Raw genomic sequence first — 15,009 nt, 5'->3', positions numbered from 1 at the left:
GTTATGGCTGCGCCAACAGCATCCGGATACATTGAACACCATTTACAAAACCTTTCTTTAGCTAAGTTTGGTCTTGTAGAGGAGACAAGTTTCTGGAACGTACATATAGACAGTCTGTTTTTTTCTGTGCTGACAGGGGTGTTATTCCTTTGGGTTTTTCGCTCAGTCGCTAAGAAAGCAACAGTAGGTGTACCTGGTAAGCTTCAGTGTTTTGTTGAAATGGTAGTGGAATTCGTTGGCGACAACGTTAAAGAAACTTTCCATGGCCGCAACCCTCTGATTGCCCCACTAGCACTGACTATATTCTGCTGGATTATCATTATGAACTTGATGGACTTAGTGCCTATCGATTTCTTACCGTATCCTGCAGAGCATTGGCTAGGTATCCCTTACTTGAAAGTGGTTCCTACAGCTGATGTTAATATAACAATGGCAATGGCTTTAGGTGTTTTTGCTCTGATGATCTACTACAGCATCAAAGTGAAAGGTCTGGGCGGATTTGCTAAAGAATTGGCACTGCATCCATTTAATCACCCAATCATGATTCCATTTAACTTGGTACTTGAGGTAATTTCGTTACTCGCGAAGCCACTATCTCTAGGTATGCGTTTATTTGGTAATATGTTTGCGGGTGAGGTGGTGTTTATTCTTATCGCGGCAATGCTACCGTGGTATTTACAATGGGTAGGTGCACTACCTTGGGCTATCTTCCATATCTTGGTTATTTTGATTCAAGCGTTTGTTTTCATGATGTTGACAATCGTTTACTTATCAATGGCTCATGAAGATAGTGATCACTAAAAAATTTTTAAGCTTTATTCTAACTATTAATGTTAATCGGAGAACGTAAATGGAAACTGTACTAAGTTTTTCAGCAATCGCTGTTGCTATCATTGTTGGTCTTTGTGCCGTAGGTACTGCAATTGGTTTTGCTATTCTTGGTGGTAAATTCCTAGAAGGCGCTGCGCGTCAACCTGAAATGGCTCCAATGCTACAAGTTAAGATGTTCATCATCGCTGGTCTATTGGATGCTGTTCCAATGATCGGTATCGTAATCGCACTACTATTCACGTTTGCTAACCCATTTGTTGGTCAACTAGCAGGCTAATTAACTTCTAAATAGTTAATTAAATTTTTGTAGTTGATTCTTAACGAGGGGTAGCTGTTGTGAATATGAACGCAACTCTGCTAGGTCAAGCAATTGCTTTTTCACTGTTTGTTTGGTTCTGCATGAAATATGTATGGCCACCAATCATGCAAGCAATTGAAGAACGTCAGAAGAAAATTGCTGACGGTCTAGTAGCCGCTGAACGCGCTGCTAAAGACTTGAACCTGGCACAAGCCAACGCTTCTGAGCAAATGAAAGAAGCAAAGCGCACTGCAACTGAGGTTATTGATCAGGCAAACAAACGTAAAGCTCAAATTATTGATGAAGCACGCGAAGAGGCTCAGGCAGAACGCCAGAAGATCTTAGCGCAAGCTGAAGCAGAAATTGAAGCAGAGCGTACACGTGCCCGTGATGACCTGCGCAAACAAGTCGCAACTCTGGCTATAGCTGGTGCTGAGAAAATCCTTGAACGTACAATCGATAAAGATGTACACGATGATCTTCTTAACAACATTACTGCAAAACTTTAAAGCAAGGGGCTGTATATGTCTGATTTGACTACAATCGCACGCCCCTATGCTAAAGCAGCGTTTGACTTTGCGGTAGATAAAGGTGAGCTAGACCAATGGGGTCAAATGCTTACTTTTGCTGCCGAAGTGGCACAAAATGATGATGTTCACAATTTATTAAGCAGTTCAATGACTGCTGAAAAATTAGCTGAAATATTCATTGTAATTTGTGGCGAACAATTTGATGAATTCGGCCAAAACTTAATTAAAGTGATGGCAGAGAATGGTCGTTTAATGGCCTTTCCTGATGTTTGTAAACAGTTCTTATTGCTTAAACAAGAGCATGAGAAAAAGATCGACGTTGAAGTTACTTCAGCTGTTGAACTTTCTGAAGAACAGCGCACAAACATCATCAGCAAATTGGAACTGCGCCTAGCGCGCAAAGTTCAGCTGAATTGCAGTATAGATGAGACTCTACTTAGTGGAGTTATTATTCGAGCCGGAGACCTAGTCATCGATAACTCAGCGCGCAGTCGTTTAGACCGCCTGAGCGATGCATTGCAGTCTTAATGGGGATTGGAGCATGCAACTTAATTCCACTGAAATTAGCGATCTAATTAAACAACGTATTGAATCTTTCGACGTTGTTAGTGAAGCTCGCAATGAAGGTACTATCGTTTCTGTAAGCGATGGCATCCTTAGCATCCACGGCCTAGCGGACGTGATGCAAGGTGAAATGATCGAACTACCGGGTGGCCGTTACGCGCTAGCACTAAACTTGAACCGTGATTCGGTTGGTGCTGTTGTAATGGGCCCGTATGCTGACCTACAGGAAGGCATGAAAGTTACAGGTACTGGTCGTATTCTTGAAGTACCAGTAGGTCCTGAAATGCTTGGTCGTGTTGTAAACACGCTAGGCGAGCCAATTGATGGTAAAGGTCCAATCGAAGCGAAACTTACTTCGCCTGTAGAAATTATCGCACCAGGTGTAATCGAGCGTAAATCGGTAGATCAACCTGTTCAAACTGGTTACAAGTCAGTTGACTCAATGATCCCTATCGGTCGTGGTCAACGTGAACTAATAATCGGTGACCGTCAGACTGGTAAAACAGCAATGGCGATCGATGCGATTATTAACCAGAAAGACTCTGGTATTTTCTCTATCTACGTAGCTATCGGCCAAAAAGCGTCGACCATTGCTAACGTAGTTCGCAAATTAGAAGAGCACGGCGCACTGGCTAACACTGTTGTTGTTGTTGCATCGGCTTCTGAATCTGCAGCGCTGCAATACCTTGCACCGTATGCTGGTTGTGCGATGGGTGAATACTTCCGTGACCGCGGCGAAGACGCACTGATTGTTTATGATGATCTATCTAAGCAAGCGGTAGCTTACCGTCAAATTTCACTACTACTTAAGCGTCCACCAGGTCGTGAAGCGTTCCCAGGTGATGTTTTCTACCTTCACTCTCGTCTACTAGAGCGTGCAGCTCGTGTAAGCGAAGCATACGTAGAAAAATTCACTAACGGCGAAGTGACAGGCAAGACTGGTTCTTTAACTGCTCTACCTATCATCGAAACGCAAGCTGGTGACGTATCTGCATTCGTACCAACGAACGTAATCTCGATTACTGATGGTCAGATCTTCCTACAAACTGAGCTATTCAACGCGGGCGTACGTCCAGCTGTTGACCCAGGTATCTCAGTTTCTCGTGTAGGTGGTTCGGCGCAGACTAAAATCATCAAGAAGCTATCTGGCGGTATCCGTACTGCTCTAGCTCAATACCGTGAACTTGCAGCATTTGCTCAGTTCTCTTCGGATCTTGATGAAGCGACTAAGAAGCAGCTAGACCACGGTCAAAAAGTTACAGAACTGATGAAGCAGAAGCAATACGCTCCTATGTCTGTATTTGACCAAGCTCTAGTAATCTTCGCTGCAGAGCGTGGATACCTTCAAGACGTAGAACTTTCTAAAGTTCTAGATTTTGAAGCTGCTTTACTGTCGTTTGCTCGTGGTCAATACGCTGATCTAGCAACACAGATCGACGCAACGGGTGCTTTCAACAAAGAAATCGAAGCTGAGCTGAAGAAGCTTGTTGACGATTTCAAGGCAACCCAGACCTGGTAATTGGTAGGTGGTCTTAGGGCCACCTCATACCATTAACGGAGAGTAACGATGGCCGGCGCAAAAGAGATACGTAATAAAATCGGTAGTGTTAAAAGCACACAGAAGATTACGAAAGCAATGGAAATGGTAGCAGCTTCAAAAATGCGTCGTTCTCAAGACGCAATGGAAGCTACTCGTCCATATGCAGAAACAATGCGTAAAGTGATCGGTCATTTGGCTAATGGTAGCCTCGAGTATAAGCATCCTTATCTTGAGGAACGAGAAGCCAAACGTGTTGGTTACATCATCGTTTCTACAGACCGTGGTCTTTGTGGTGGTTTGAACATTAACTTGTTCAAAAAAGCCATGAATGACATGAAAGATTGGTCTGAGAAAGGTGCTGATGTAGAGCTTGCAATTGTAGGCTCTAAAGCAACAGCATTTTTCAATAACAGCGGCGCGAAAGTAGCAGCTCAAGTTTCTGGTCTGGGCGATCGTCCAAGCCTTGAAGACTTGATTGGCTCTGTAAGCGTTATGCTGAAGAAATATGATGAAGGCGAACTAGATCGCCTGTTCGTAGTGTTCAACAAGTTTGAAAACACTATGGTTCAAGAACCAACGATCGATCAATTACTTCCTTTGCCTAAATCAGACAGCGAAGAAATGAAACGCAGTCATTCTTGGGATTACATTTATGAGCCCGAGCCAAAACCACTACTAGATGCACTACTGGTTCGCTATGTCGAATCTCAAGTGTACCAAGGTGTGGTTGAGAATCTTGCTTGTGAGCAAGCGGCTCGAATGATTGCAATGAAATCAGCAACAGATAATGCTGGTGACATTATTGATGACTTAGAACTTGTGTATAACAAAGCCCGTCAATCGGCGATTACACAAGAACTTTCTGAGATCGTTTCAGGCGCAGCTGCGGTTTAAGCTTAGGTAAAACTAAATAGTTAGAGGATTAACGATGGCTACAGGTAAGATCGTACAGATCATCGGTGCGGTAGTCGACGTAGAGTTCCCACAGGGCGAAGTACCTCGTGTATACGATGCTCTGAATGTTAATGAAGTGAAAGAGCGTCTAGTTCTTGAAGTTCAGCAACAACTTGGCGGTGGCGTAGTTCGCGCAATCGTAATGGGTAGCTCTGATGGTTTACGTCGTGGTTTGACAGTTGAAAATACTGGCGCTCCAATCTCAGTACCAGTAGGTACTAAGACATTGGGTCGTATCATGAATGTCCTAGGTGACGCGATTGATGAGTGTGGCGAGATTGGTGCTGAAGAGCATTACGCCATTCACCGTGAAGCTCCAAGCTACGAAGAGCAGTCTAACGAGACAGCTCTTCTAGAAACTGGTGTTAAAGTAATCGACTTGATTTGTCCATTCGCTAAGGGTGGTAAAATCGGTCTATTCGGTGGTGCTGGTGTAGGTAAGACCGTTAACATGATGGAACTTATCAACAACATCGCACTTCAACACTCAGGCCTATCTGTATTTGCAGGTGTAGGTGAGCGTACTCGTGAAGGTAATGATTTCTACTTTGAAATGCAGGAAGCAGGTGTTGTAAACATCGAAAAACCTGAAGAATCAAAAGTAGCGATGGTTTACGGTCAGATGAACGAGCCACCAGGTAACCGTCTACGTGTTGCACTGACTGGTCTAACAATGGCAGAACGCTTCCGTGACGAAGGTCGTGACGTTCTACTGTTCGTTGATAACATCTACCGTTACACACTAGCAGGTACTGAAGTATCAGCACTTCTAGGTCGTATGCCTTCTGCGGTAGGTTACCAACCTACACTAGCTGAAGAAATGGGTGTTCTACAAGAGCGTATCACGTCAACTAAAGCTGGTTCTATCACGTCTGTACAGGCGGTATATGTACCTGCGGATGACTTGACTGACCCGTCTCCAGCAACAACGTTCGCTCACTTAGATGCTACGGTAGTACTTAACCGTAACATCGCATCTATGGGTCTATACCCAGCGATCGACCCGCTAGATTCTACTTCACGTCAACTGGATCCATTGGTAGTTGGACAAGAACACTACGACATCGCTCGTGGCGTTCAGTCTACTCTTCAGCGCTATAAAGAGCTGAAAGATATCATTGCTATCCTAGGTATGGATGAGCTATCTGAAGAAGATAAGCAAGTCGTATCTCGTGCTCGTAAGATTGAGAAGTTCCTAACTCAGCCTTACCACGTAGCGGAAGTATTTACAGGTGACCCAGGCGTTTACGTACCTCTTAAAGAGACTCTACGTGGCTTCCAAGGTCTTCTATCTGGTGAATACGATGACATTCCAGAGCAAGCGTTCATGTACTGTGGTGCAATTGACGAAGCTATCGAGAATGCTAAGAAGCTATAAGGCTAACTAGGAGGCGATATGGCAGCAATAACCTTTCACCTAGACGTTGTAAGTGCCGAGAAACAAATTTTCTCTGGTCTTGTTGAGACGTTTCAGGTGACCGGTAGTGAGGGTGAGCTTGGTATTTTCCATGGTCACACTCCACTGCTGACCGCTATCAAGCCTGGTATGGTGCGTATTGTTAAGCAGCACGGTCACGAAGAAATTATTTATGTTTCTGGTGGCATGGTAGAAGTTCAGCCTGGTACAGCGACTGTACTGGCTGATACAGCTATCCGTGGTGAAGAACTAGACGCAGCAAAGGCGGAAGAAGCTAAACGCAAGGCTGTGGAGAATATCCAAAATCAGCATGGCGATATAGACTTCGCACAAGCGGCCGGTGAACTGGCTAAAGCCATTGCTCAGTTACGAGTTATCGAACTGACAAAACAGCGTCGTTAGTCTTTTTAAGATTATAGACTCTGAGATAAAGGCGACCTAATAAGGGTCGCCTTTTTGCATTTTTGGGTGCTCAGAAAGACTCATATTATTTATCATTGCAGGCTAAGTGGCCATTGCGATTTAATTTTTTGCAAAAAACGGTTACAATATCGACTTAATAAAAATATTGTTGGATAGGTTTACAATGAAGTTTAGCGCAGTGATTCTCGCGGCGGGCAAAGGCACTCGCATGTATTCAAACACACCAAAGGTTCTGCACACGCTTGCGGGTAAGCCAATGGTGAAGCATGTTATTGACACCTGTAACGGCTTAGGCGCTCAAAACATTCACTTGGTCTACGGCCATGGTGGTGATCAGATGAAGTCTACGCTAGCGAGCGAGACGGTTAACTGGGCACTGCAAGCTGAACAGTTAGGTACTGGCCACGCGGTCGATCAGGCTTCTGCACATTTCGCTGATGATGAAAAAGTACTTGTGTTATACGGTGATGTTCCGCTTATCTCGCCAGAAACCATTGAAAATCTATTAGACGCTCAACCAAACGGTGGTATAGCACTGCTTACTGTCGTTCTAGATAACCCTATGGGTTACGGTCGTATCATTCGTCGCAATGGTCCTGTTGTGGCAATCGTTGAACAGAAAGATGCAACTGATGAGCAGAAGCTTATCAAAGAGATTAATACCGGCGTTATGGTGGCTACTGGTGGCGATCTTAAGCGTTGGTTATCAGGTCTAAGCAATGACAACGCACAAGGTGAATACTACCTGACTGACGTTATCGCAGCGGCTCACGATGAAGGCCGTGCGGTTGAAGCGGTTCATCCTGTAAACCCAATTGAAGTTGAAGGCGTTAACGATCGCTCTCAACTGGCTCGTCTAGAGCGCGCTTACCAAGCTGAGCAAGCTGACAAACTATTAAAGCAAGGCGTAATGCTGCGCGACCCAAGCCGCTTTGATCTACGTGGTGAACTGCAATGCGGCATGGATGTTGAGATTGATACTAACGTTATCATCGAAGGCAGCGTAAGCATTGGCGACAACGTGGTTATCGGCACCGGTTGTGTATTGAAAGATTGTGAGATCGATGACAACACCATCGTTCGTCCATACAGCGTAATCGAAGGTGCAACGGTCGGTGAAGACTGTACGATTGGCCCTTTCACTCGTCTACGTCCTGGTGCTGACATGCGTAATAACTCGCATGTTGGTAACTTTGTTGAAGTGAAGAATACTTGCCTTGGTGAAGGCTCTAAAGCGAATCACCTAACGTACTTAGGCGATGCTGAAATTGGTCAACGCGTAAACGTGGGTGCGGGTGCAATTACTTGTAACTACGATGGTGCAAACAAGTTTAAAACCATCATTGGTGATGACGTATTTGTTGGATCAGATAGCCAACTCATTGCACCTGTTACTATTGGTAATGGCGCAACTGTCGGTGCAGGCTCAACGGTGACTCGTGATGTTGCTGAAAATGAGTTAGTTATCAGTCGAGCCAAAGAGCGTAAAATTGCCAACTGGCAGCGTCCGACTAAGAAAAAATAGTCTCGCAATAAATAAGATGATTTCAATGAAAGCCAGTAGCACCGCTACTGGTTTTTTCTTAGGTGTATAGAAATAAAAAAGAGCGAGTAATCTCGCTCTTTTTTGTTTTCTTAAGCTAGAAGCTAGAAGCTAGAAGCTAGAAGCTAGAAGCTAGTCTTGGGTGTCTTCTGTTACTACGCGAGAGTTATCTGGTGCAACAAAGTGGTCAGACAGTTCTTTGTTCGAAACAATATAGCCAACCCACAATGCACCTAAACAAATCATTACCGCGATACCTGTTGCGCTTAGTGCTTGGCTTGCCATTGCTGCAACTAATGCACTTGCTAGGCCACTAATACTTATTTGCAGGCTGTTTTGTAAGCCAGCCGCTGTCGCAGGGCTCTGTTTCGCACTTGATAGAGCACGGTTTACTACGATTGGGTAAAGTGCGCCATTCGCTACGGCAATTAGACAGAAAGGTGCTAGTAGAGGCCAGATTGAAGTCAGTTCCCATTGTGATGCAATGAAAATCAATAATGCGGCAACACTAAATAAACCAATAAGATTTCTTAGTACCACACCATCGCCATACTTCTTCACCGCTTGCTTACCGAAGTAACCACCAGCCATAAAGGCGATTGTCTGTGGAATGAAGCTCAGGCCAATGTCTTTTGCTTCATAACCTAGTTGAGCCATGATCTCTGGCATACCCGTTAAGTAAGCGAAGAACGCTGCTGACGCCGATGCAAACATCAACACATTGCCCATGTATGGCTTAGACTTAAGTAGAGTTTTAATGTCAGTTTTGATCGATGTTTGTTTTACTTCCGGTGCTTCTTTTGGTTGAGCCATTGTCGTTGCGATCAACAATGCGCCCATTAGCGTCAATGTGATAAAGATACTGTGCCAACCAAAGCTGTCTGCTAGCAACACACCCAGTTGAGGTGCTAATGCTGGAGATAGCGCAACTAGAGGCATGATAGTCGCAAAAATTTGCTGGCTGCTGCTTTGAGAGTAACGCTTAATAACCATTGCTTGCCAAATTACCGCAGGCGCACACACACCGATCGCTTGAATGAAGCGCAGCGTTAGTAGGTGCCATACCTCGGTACTGAATGCTAAGCCGAATGAAGCTGCAGTAAAGATAACAAGACCAACCGCTAGCGTATTACGGTGACCATACTTGTCACTCGCCAGACCCCAAAGAAGCTGACCCATTGCCATACCACCAAGGAATACGGTGAGAGACAAGGCGATCTGCTCTGGGCCGGTTGCAAAATCGACTTCCATTGCCTTAAATGCAGGAAGGTACATATCGGTCGCAATAAAGCCAAGCATGGAAAGAACTGCAAGGTAGACCAATTGAAATTTAGAAATATTCATAAGATGCCATTAAGCTAAAGGTAGTGATGTTTTTATCATCAAAAAAATTGTTAGATAATCAGGAATGAAAGTCCCTGTTTATTTATGCTGACATTCTATTTTTCAGAGCTGATAAAATAAAACGCTAAAATATGTAGTTATCAATCAAAAAATTTGAAGGCTTATGTTCTCTAAATCCTCGTTAGAAATGCTTGATACCGTTGCTCGCTTGGGCAGCTTTACTGCGGCTGCAGAACAATTGCACAAAGTACCATCGGCAATCAGCTATGGGGTTAGACAGGTAGAGCAAGAGCTTGATGTTTTACTTTTCAGGCGCTTACCAAGAAAAGTAGAGCTAACGCCTGCTGGGGAGCTGTTTATTGAAGAGGCTCGCCAACTGCTGAGACAAATGGAAGAACTCAGTGCGCAAACTCGTCGCGCTGCCCGTGGTTGGAAGAAAACCCTGCGTCTAACCCTTGATAACGTGGTGAAGCTCGACAAGATGAAGCCAATGATTGAAGAGTTCTACCAAACGTTTGAGTTTGCTGAGTTGCAGATCAACATGGAAGTGTTTAACGGTTCTTGGGAAGCCATTGCACAAGGCAGGGCGGATATTGTGATTGGTGCTACTTCGGCGATTCCGGTAGGCGGTGACTTTGAAGTAAAAGATATGGGGCGGTTAGATTGGGCATTTGTTATGTCACCCAGTCATCCTTGTGTGCGAGAGCAAAACCTCAATGAAGCCTTTGTCAGTCAATATCCAGCGATCTGTTTGGATGATACCTCTAGCGTGCTGCCAAAGCGTCACACTGGGCACTATGCGAGTCAGAGACGTCTTCTATTGCCTAACTGGTACAGCGCAATAGAGTGCCTTAAAAATGGTGTTGGAGTGGGTTACATGCCAAGGCATATTGCCGCACCTATTATTGAGCAAGGTTTGCTGGTGGAAAAAATATTACCCGAGCCAAGCCCGCAGAGTCATTGCTGCTTAGTGTGGCGTAAAGATGACAACCATAAGTTGATCGAGTGGATGGTTAAGTATTTAGGATCGAGTGAACAGCTTCACCAAGATTGGTTGGATCATCGCAAAGCACTTTAGTGATCTTTGTGTGAGGATCCTTTGGGGGTGAATTTACTTCTTCACCAATAAAAAGAGCGAGTAAATACTCGCTCTTTTTGATTCGGCCGTTAACTCTTAAGACAAGAAGAACTTGTAGGAAGGGTTATCGGTTTCATCTTTGCATTGGTAGCCAAGTTCTTCTAAGTGTGTAGAGAACTGAGCCAAATCATCATCACCGAGTTCGAAGCCACACAGTACACGACCGTAATCTGCACCATGATTACGATAGTTGAACAGGCTGATATTCCAGTGGGTACCTAAGGTATCAAGGAATTTAATCAATGCACCTGGATACTCTGGAAACTCAAAGCTGTAAAGGCGCTCTTTCAGTGGTTTCGATGGTTTTCCGCCAATCATGTAACGAATGTGCAGTTTTGCCATCTCATCATCAGAGAGATCGACAACCGGGTAGCCGCCCTCACGTAGGTCATTGATGATGTGTTCGAGTTCTTCTTGACCACCTTGCAGACGCACACCAACGAAGATATTCGCCAGACCTTCGTCGTTGTGGCGGTAGTTAAACTCAGTCACTGCTCGACCACCAATAATGTTACAGAACTCTAGGAACGCACCTTGTCGCTCTGGAATCGTCACCGCAAGTAGACCTTCTCGCTTCTCACCCAATTCACAACGTTCAGAGACATAACGCAGACCGTGGAAGTTGGTGTTCGCACCAGAAAGGACCGTTGCCAATTGCTTATCTTGCAGTTTGTTTTGTTCAGCAAACTTCTTCAAGCCAGCCAGAGCTAGCGCTCCTGAAGGCTCGGCAATTGCGCGAGTATCTTCAAAGATGTCCTTTACCGCAGAGCAGATTTCATCGCTAGAGACGGTAATATGACCATCAATGTACTGCTGGCAAAGGCGGAATGTCTCTTCACCAATACGCTTAACCGCAACACCATCAGCAAACATGCTGACCTGATCCAGTACCACAGGTTCACCAGCGTCGAGTGCCGCTTTCAAGCAAGCCGAATCTTCTGGTTCTACCGCAATCACTTTAATTTCTGGCATCAGTTGTTTGATTAATACAGCAACACCAGCCGCTAAGCCACCGCCACCAACAGGCACAAAGATATAATCCATGTGGCCGTTTTGCTGAAGCATCTCCATACCCATAGTGCCTTGCCCAGCAATCACCAATGGGTGATCGAATGGAGGCACAAAGGTGTAGCCATGTTCAGCCGAAAGGCGTTCCGCTTCCGCTTTCGCTTCATCAAAGTTGCTGCCGTGCAGAACCACATTGCCACCAAAGCCACGTACTGCATCAACTTTGATGTCCGGTGTGGTTTTTGGCATCACGATCGTGGTCTGAATACCCAATTTAGAACCCGACAGCGCCATGCCTTGAGCGTGGTTACCCGCCGATGCCGCAATCACACCAGCGGCTTTCTGTTGCTCATTGAGGCTTGATACCATGTTGTAGGCACCACGCAACTTGAACGAGTGCACAGGTTGGCGATCTTCGCGTTTTAGCTGAACCAGATTACCAATTCGAGCACTTAAACGTGGCATATCCTGTAGAGGTGTCACAATCGCCGCTTCGTAAACCGGCGCTCTCAGGATCTGACGCAGATAATCTGCGCCAGTTTGTTTCTGGGGACTGGAGGTGTCATCACTCATAGTTAGCCCTCAAGCTTAGACTTATCACGCACAGCGCCTTTGTCGGCACTGGTTGCCATGCTTGCGTAAGCTTTCAGTGCGAACGACACTTCACGTTGACGGTTTTCTGGTTTCCAGCCTAATGCATCTTGTTTTTCTCGACGAGCTGCTAGTTCATCTTCAGCCACATCAAGCGTGATTGAACGGTTAGGGATATCGATAGTGATTATATCGCCAGTGTTCACGAGACCAATCACACCGCCACTTGCTGCTTCTGGAGAAGCGTGACCGATAGACAGACCTGATGTACCACCAGAAAAACGTCCGTCAGTTAGAAGAGCACAAGATTTACCTAGACCCATAGATTTTAGGTAAGTGGTTGGGTAAAGCATTTCTTGCATGCCCGGACCGCCTTTAGGACCTTCGTAACGAATAACAACCACTTCGCCTGCTTTAACTTTACCCGCTAAGATACCTTCTACCGCTGTATCTTGGCTTTCAAATACGATTGCTGGACCTTGGAATTTAAGGTTTTCTTCATCAACACCCGCAGTCTTAACGATACAACCATCAACCGCGATGTTACCTGAAAGTACCGCTAGGCCGCCTTCTTGGCTGAATGCGTTTTCTTTGGTACGAATACAACCTTCTTTGCGATCGTCATCAAGACGATCCCAACGGCAATCTTGTGAGAAGGCTTTAGTGGTACGGATGCCTGCAGGACCTGCACGGAAGAACTTAAGCACGGCTTCGTCTTCTGTCTGCATGATGTCGTATTGAGCGAGCTGCTCTTGCATGCTTAGGCCAAGTACAGTGCGAGTTTGGTTGTTCAGTAGACCTGCACGATCAAGCTCACCTAGGATAGCCATCACACCACCAGCACGGTGAACATCTTCCATGTGGTATTTCGGTGTTGAAGGTGCCACTTTACATAGGTGTGGAACACGGCGAGACATCGCATCGATATCATCCATATCGAAATCGATGTCGCCTTCTTGAGCTGCTGCTAAAAGGTGAAGAACGGTGTTACTAGAACCACCCATTGCGATATCAAGCGCCATTGCATTATCAAAGGCTGCGCGGTTTGCGATGTTGCGTGGCAGTGCTGACTCGTCGTCTTGCTCGTAGTAACGCTTGGTTAGGTCAACGATGCGCTTACCGGCATTGATGAACAGTTCTTCACGGTCTGCGTGCGTCGCTAGCATAGAACCGTTACCAGGCTGAGATAGGCCAAGTGCTTCTGTTAGACAGTTCATTGAGTTAGCTGTGAACATACCTGAACATGAACCACAGGTTGGACATGCAGAACGTTCTACTTGCTCACTTTGCTCATCTGAAATCGTTGGATCGGCACCTTGGATCATTGCATCAACAAGGTCGAGCTTGATGATCTGATCTGAAAGCTTGGTTTTACCCGCTTCCATTGGGCCGCCTGATACAAAGATCACAGGGATGTTAAGGCGCATTGCTGCCATCATCATTCCCGGAGTGATTTTGTCACAGTTAGAGATACACACCATCGCATCCGCACAGTGTGCATTGACCATGTATTCTACTGAATCTGCGATAAGCTCACGTGATGGCAGTGAGTACAGCATGCCGCCGTGACCCATTGCGATACCATCATCGACAGCGATGGTGTTGAATTCTTTAGCGATACCGCCTGCTTTCTCGATTTCACCCGCAACCAGTTGACCCATATCTTTAAGGTGAACGTGGCCTGGTACGAATTGAGTGAAAGAGTTTACAACCGCGATGATTGGCTTACCGAAGTCATCATCTTTAACGCCAGTTGCACGCCATAAAGCGCGCGCACCAGCCATGTTGCGTCCGTGGGTAGTCGTTGCTGAACGATAGATTGGCATTGCTTAAATCCTTATAAAATATTTGGCTGTTGCTTACTTAGTTGTTTGCGTTTGGTTATTTGACGTGTGGTCTGCTGGATAAACGTAATCTAACCAGCCCCACTTATCTTCAGTGGTTCCATTGAATAGACCAAAGTAAGCCGCTTGAACTTTTTCAGTGATAGGGCCGCGTTTGCCTTCACCTACTGTAATTTTGTCTACGCTGCGAACCGGAACGATCTCGGCCGCTGTGCCTGTCATGAACACTTCATCGGCAAGGTATAGCGCTTCACGAGCAATGTTCTCTTCACGGATCTCATAACCCATGTCTTTTGCTAGTGTCATGATTGAATCACGGGTGATACCCGGCAGTATTGCGCTGGTTGCTGGTGGTGTTGATAGCACGCCATTGCGAATCACAAAGATGTTCTCGCCAGCACCTTCTGAAAGGTAACCATCGACGCTCAGTGCGATACCTTCATCGTAACCATGACGACGAGCTTCACCACCAACCAGTAGTGAAGATAGGTAGTTACCACCGGCTTTTGCGGCGGTTGGGATGGTATTTGGCGCTGCACGATTCCAGCTTGAGATCATCGCATCTACGCCATTTTCTAGCGCTTCTTCACCTAGGTAAGAACCCCAAGGGAACGCAGCGATGATCAGATCCATCTCAGTATTTTCTGGCGGGCAGACACCCAAACCAACGTTACCGACAAAGCCCAGTGGGCGTATGTACGCAGACTGTAGCTTATTTTGGCGTAGCGTTTCGCGAGTCGCTTCCATAATTTCTTCCTCAGTGTAAGGAATAGGGAAGCGGTAGATTTTTGCTGAATCTTTTAGGCGTCTTGCATGCTCTGGGTGACGGAAGATAACCGGCCCTTTTGGCGTGTTGTAACAACGAACACCTTCAAATACAGAAGTACCGTAGTGCATTGCGTGAGTCAGGACGTGAACGTTCGCCTCTGCCCAAGGAACCATTTCACCGTTAAACCAAATATAGTCTGCTGTTTTAGCTGTCAT

At 45.7% G+C, this 15,009-nt stretch carries 14 protein-coding genes; 10 read left to right on the top strand and 4 right to left on the bottom strand.

Going from position 1 to position 15,009, the window contains the following annotated elements:
• Positions 1–3 precede the first annotated feature (3 nt).
• From atpB to glmU, 9 genes are all read left to right on the top strand, one after another.
• Positions 4–801 (top strand): F0F1 ATP synthase subunit A, encoded by a 798-nt coding sequence (gene atpB, locus K08M4_RS14940; RefSeq protein WP_050711646.1) that lies wholly within the window; start codon positions 4–6, stop codon positions 799–801.
• 49 nt (positions 802–850) lie between these two features.
• Positions 851–1,108, top strand: a complete 258-nt coding sequence (gene atpE, locus K08M4_RS14935) for a F0F1 ATP synthase subunit C (RefSeq protein ID WP_004411110.1) — start codon at positions 851–853, stop codon at positions 1,106–1,108.
• 59 nt (positions 1,109–1,167) lie between these two features.
• On the top strand, positions 1,168–1,638 hold the full coding sequence (gene atpF, locus K08M4_RS14930) for a F0F1 ATP synthase subunit B (RefSeq protein WP_010433231.1): 471 nt from the start codon (positions 1,168–1,170) through the stop codon (positions 1,636–1,638).
• A gap of 15 nt (positions 1,639–1,653) precedes the next feature.
• On the top strand, positions 1,654–2,187 hold the full coding sequence (atpH, locus tag K08M4_RS14925) for a F0F1 ATP synthase subunit delta (RefSeq protein WP_086050356.1): 534 nt from the start codon (positions 1,654–1,656) through the stop codon (positions 2,185–2,187).
• A 13-nt stretch (positions 2,188–2,200) separates the two neighbouring features.
• Positions 2,201–3,742, top strand: coding sequence for a F0F1 ATP synthase subunit alpha (gene atpA / locus K08M4_RS14920; RefSeq protein WP_086050355.1), 1,542 nt, complete (start codon positions 2,201–2,203; stop codon positions 3,740–3,742).
• Between the two features lie 48 nt (positions 3,743–3,790).
• On the top strand, positions 3,791–4,657 hold the full coding sequence (atpG, locus tag K08M4_RS14915; protein ID WP_009848120.1) for a F0F1 ATP synthase subunit gamma: 867 nt from the start codon (positions 3,791–3,793) through the stop codon (positions 4,655–4,657).
• Positions 4,658–4,691: 34 nt separating this feature from the next.
• The gene (gene atpD / locus K08M4_RS14910; RefSeq protein WP_009848119.1) at positions 4,692–6,095 is read left to right on the top strand and encodes a F0F1 ATP synthase subunit beta; all 1,404 of its coding nucleotides are present in this window, start codon (positions 4,692–4,694) and stop codon (positions 6,093–6,095) included.
• Between the two features lie 18 nt (positions 6,096–6,113).
• Entirely contained in the window at positions 6,114–6,536 is a 423-nt protein-coding gene (locus tag K08M4_RS14905; RefSeq protein ID WP_004735742.1) for a F0F1 ATP synthase subunit epsilon, read from the top strand.
• 184 nt (positions 6,537–6,720) lie between these two features.
• Complete coding sequence (gene glmU / locus K08M4_RS14900; RefSeq protein WP_086050354.1) at positions 6,721–8,082, top strand: bifunctional UDP-N-acetylglucosamine diphosphorylase/glucosamine-1-phosphate N-acetyltransferase GlmU; 1,362 nt, start codon at positions 6,721–6,723, stop codon at positions 8,080–8,082.
• Between the two features lie 150 nt (positions 8,083–8,232).
• On the opposite strand, the gene punC is transcribed toward glmU, so the two are convergent.
• Entirely contained in the window at positions 8,233–9,444 is a 1,212-nt protein-coding gene (punC, locus tag K08M4_RS14895; RefSeq protein WP_086050353.1) for a purine nucleoside transporter PunC, read from the bottom strand.
• 163 nt (positions 9,445–9,607) lie between these two features.
• On the opposite strand from punC, the gene punR reads away from it, so the two are divergent.
• On the top strand, positions 9,608–10,522 hold the full coding sequence (punR, locus tag K08M4_RS14890; RefSeq protein ID WP_076669270.1) for a DNA-binding transcriptional activator PunR: 915 nt from the start codon (positions 9,608–9,610) through the stop codon (positions 10,520–10,522).
• Between the two features lie 96 nt (positions 10,523–10,618).
• On the opposite strand, the gene ilvA is transcribed toward punR, so the two are convergent.
• From ilvA to K08M4_RS14875, 3 genes are read right to left on the bottom strand one after another with little or no spacing between them, the layout of a single operon-like run.
• The gene (gene ilvA, locus K08M4_RS14885; protein ID WP_086050352.1) at positions 10,619–12,163 is read right to left on the bottom strand and encodes a threonine ammonia-lyase, biosynthetic; all 1,545 of its coding nucleotides are present in this window, start codon (positions 12,161–12,163) and stop codon (positions 10,619–10,621) included.
• 2 nt (positions 12,164–12,165) lie between these two features.
• Positions 12,166–14,007, bottom strand: a complete 1,842-nt coding sequence (gene ilvD / locus K08M4_RS14880) for a dihydroxy-acid dehydratase (RefSeq protein WP_086050351.1) — start codon at positions 14,005–14,007, stop codon at positions 12,166–12,168.
• A gap of 33 nt (positions 14,008–14,040) precedes the next feature.
• Positions 14,041–15,009 carry a branched-chain amino acid transaminase gene (locus K08M4_RS14875; RefSeq protein WP_086050350.1) on the bottom strand — a complete coding sequence of 323 codons (969 nt, stop codon included), beginning with the start codon at positions 15,007–15,009 and terminating at the stop codon, positions 14,041–14,043.

This window comes from Vibrio syngnathi, assembly GCF_002119525.1.
Lineage (GTDB): Bacteria > Pseudomonadota > Gammaproteobacteria > Enterobacterales > Vibrionaceae > Vibrio > Vibrio syngnathi.
The sequence above is the reverse complement of the archived record's forward strand: the minus strand, read 5'-3'. Positions and strand labels throughout refer to the sequence as shown.

Coding starts and splice junctions, on each gene's coding strand:
- atpB (WP_050711646.1), top strand. CDS start 4: ATGGCTGCGCCAACAGCATCCGGATACATTGAACACCATTTACAAAAC.
- atpE (WP_004411110.1), top strand. CDS start 851: ATGGAAACTGTACTAAGTTTTTCAGCAATCGCTGTTGCTATCATTGTT.
- atpH (WP_086050356.1), top strand. CDS start 1,654: ATGTCTGATTTGACTACAATCGCACGCCCCTATGCTAAAGCAGCGTTT.
- atpA (WP_086050355.1), top strand. CDS start 2,201: ATGCAACTTAATTCCACTGAAATTAGCGATCTAATTAAACAACGTATT.
- atpG (WP_009848120.1), top strand. CDS start 3,791: ATGGCCGGCGCAAAAGAGATACGTAATAAAATCGGTAGTGTTAAAAGC.
- atpD (WP_009848119.1), top strand. CDS start 4,692: ATGGCTACAGGTAAGATCGTACAGATCATCGGTGCGGTAGTCGACGTA.
- K08M4_RS14905 (WP_004735742.1), top strand. CDS start 6,114: ATGGCAGCAATAACCTTTCACCTAGACGTTGTAAGTGCCGAGAAACAA.
- glmU (WP_086050354.1), top strand. CDS start 6,721: ATGAAGTTTAGCGCAGTGATTCTCGCGGCGGGCAAAGGCACTCGCATG.
- punC (WP_086050353.1), bottom strand. CDS start 9,444: ATGAATATTTCTAAATTTCAATTGGTCTACCTTGCAGTTCTTTCCATG.
- punR (WP_076669270.1), top strand. CDS start 9,608: ATGTTCTCTAAATCCTCGTTAGAAATGCTTGATACCGTTGCTCGCTTG.
- ilvA (WP_086050352.1), bottom strand. CDS start 12,163: ATGAGTGATGACACCTCCAGTCCCCAGAAACAAACTGGCGCAGATTAT.
- ilvD (WP_086050351.1), bottom strand. CDS start 14,007: ATGCCAATCTATCGTTCAGCAACGACTACCCACGGACGCAACATGGCT.
- K08M4_RS14875 (WP_086050350.1), bottom strand. CDS start 15,009: ATGACAGCTAAAACAGCAGACTATATTTGGTTTAACGGTGAAATGGTT.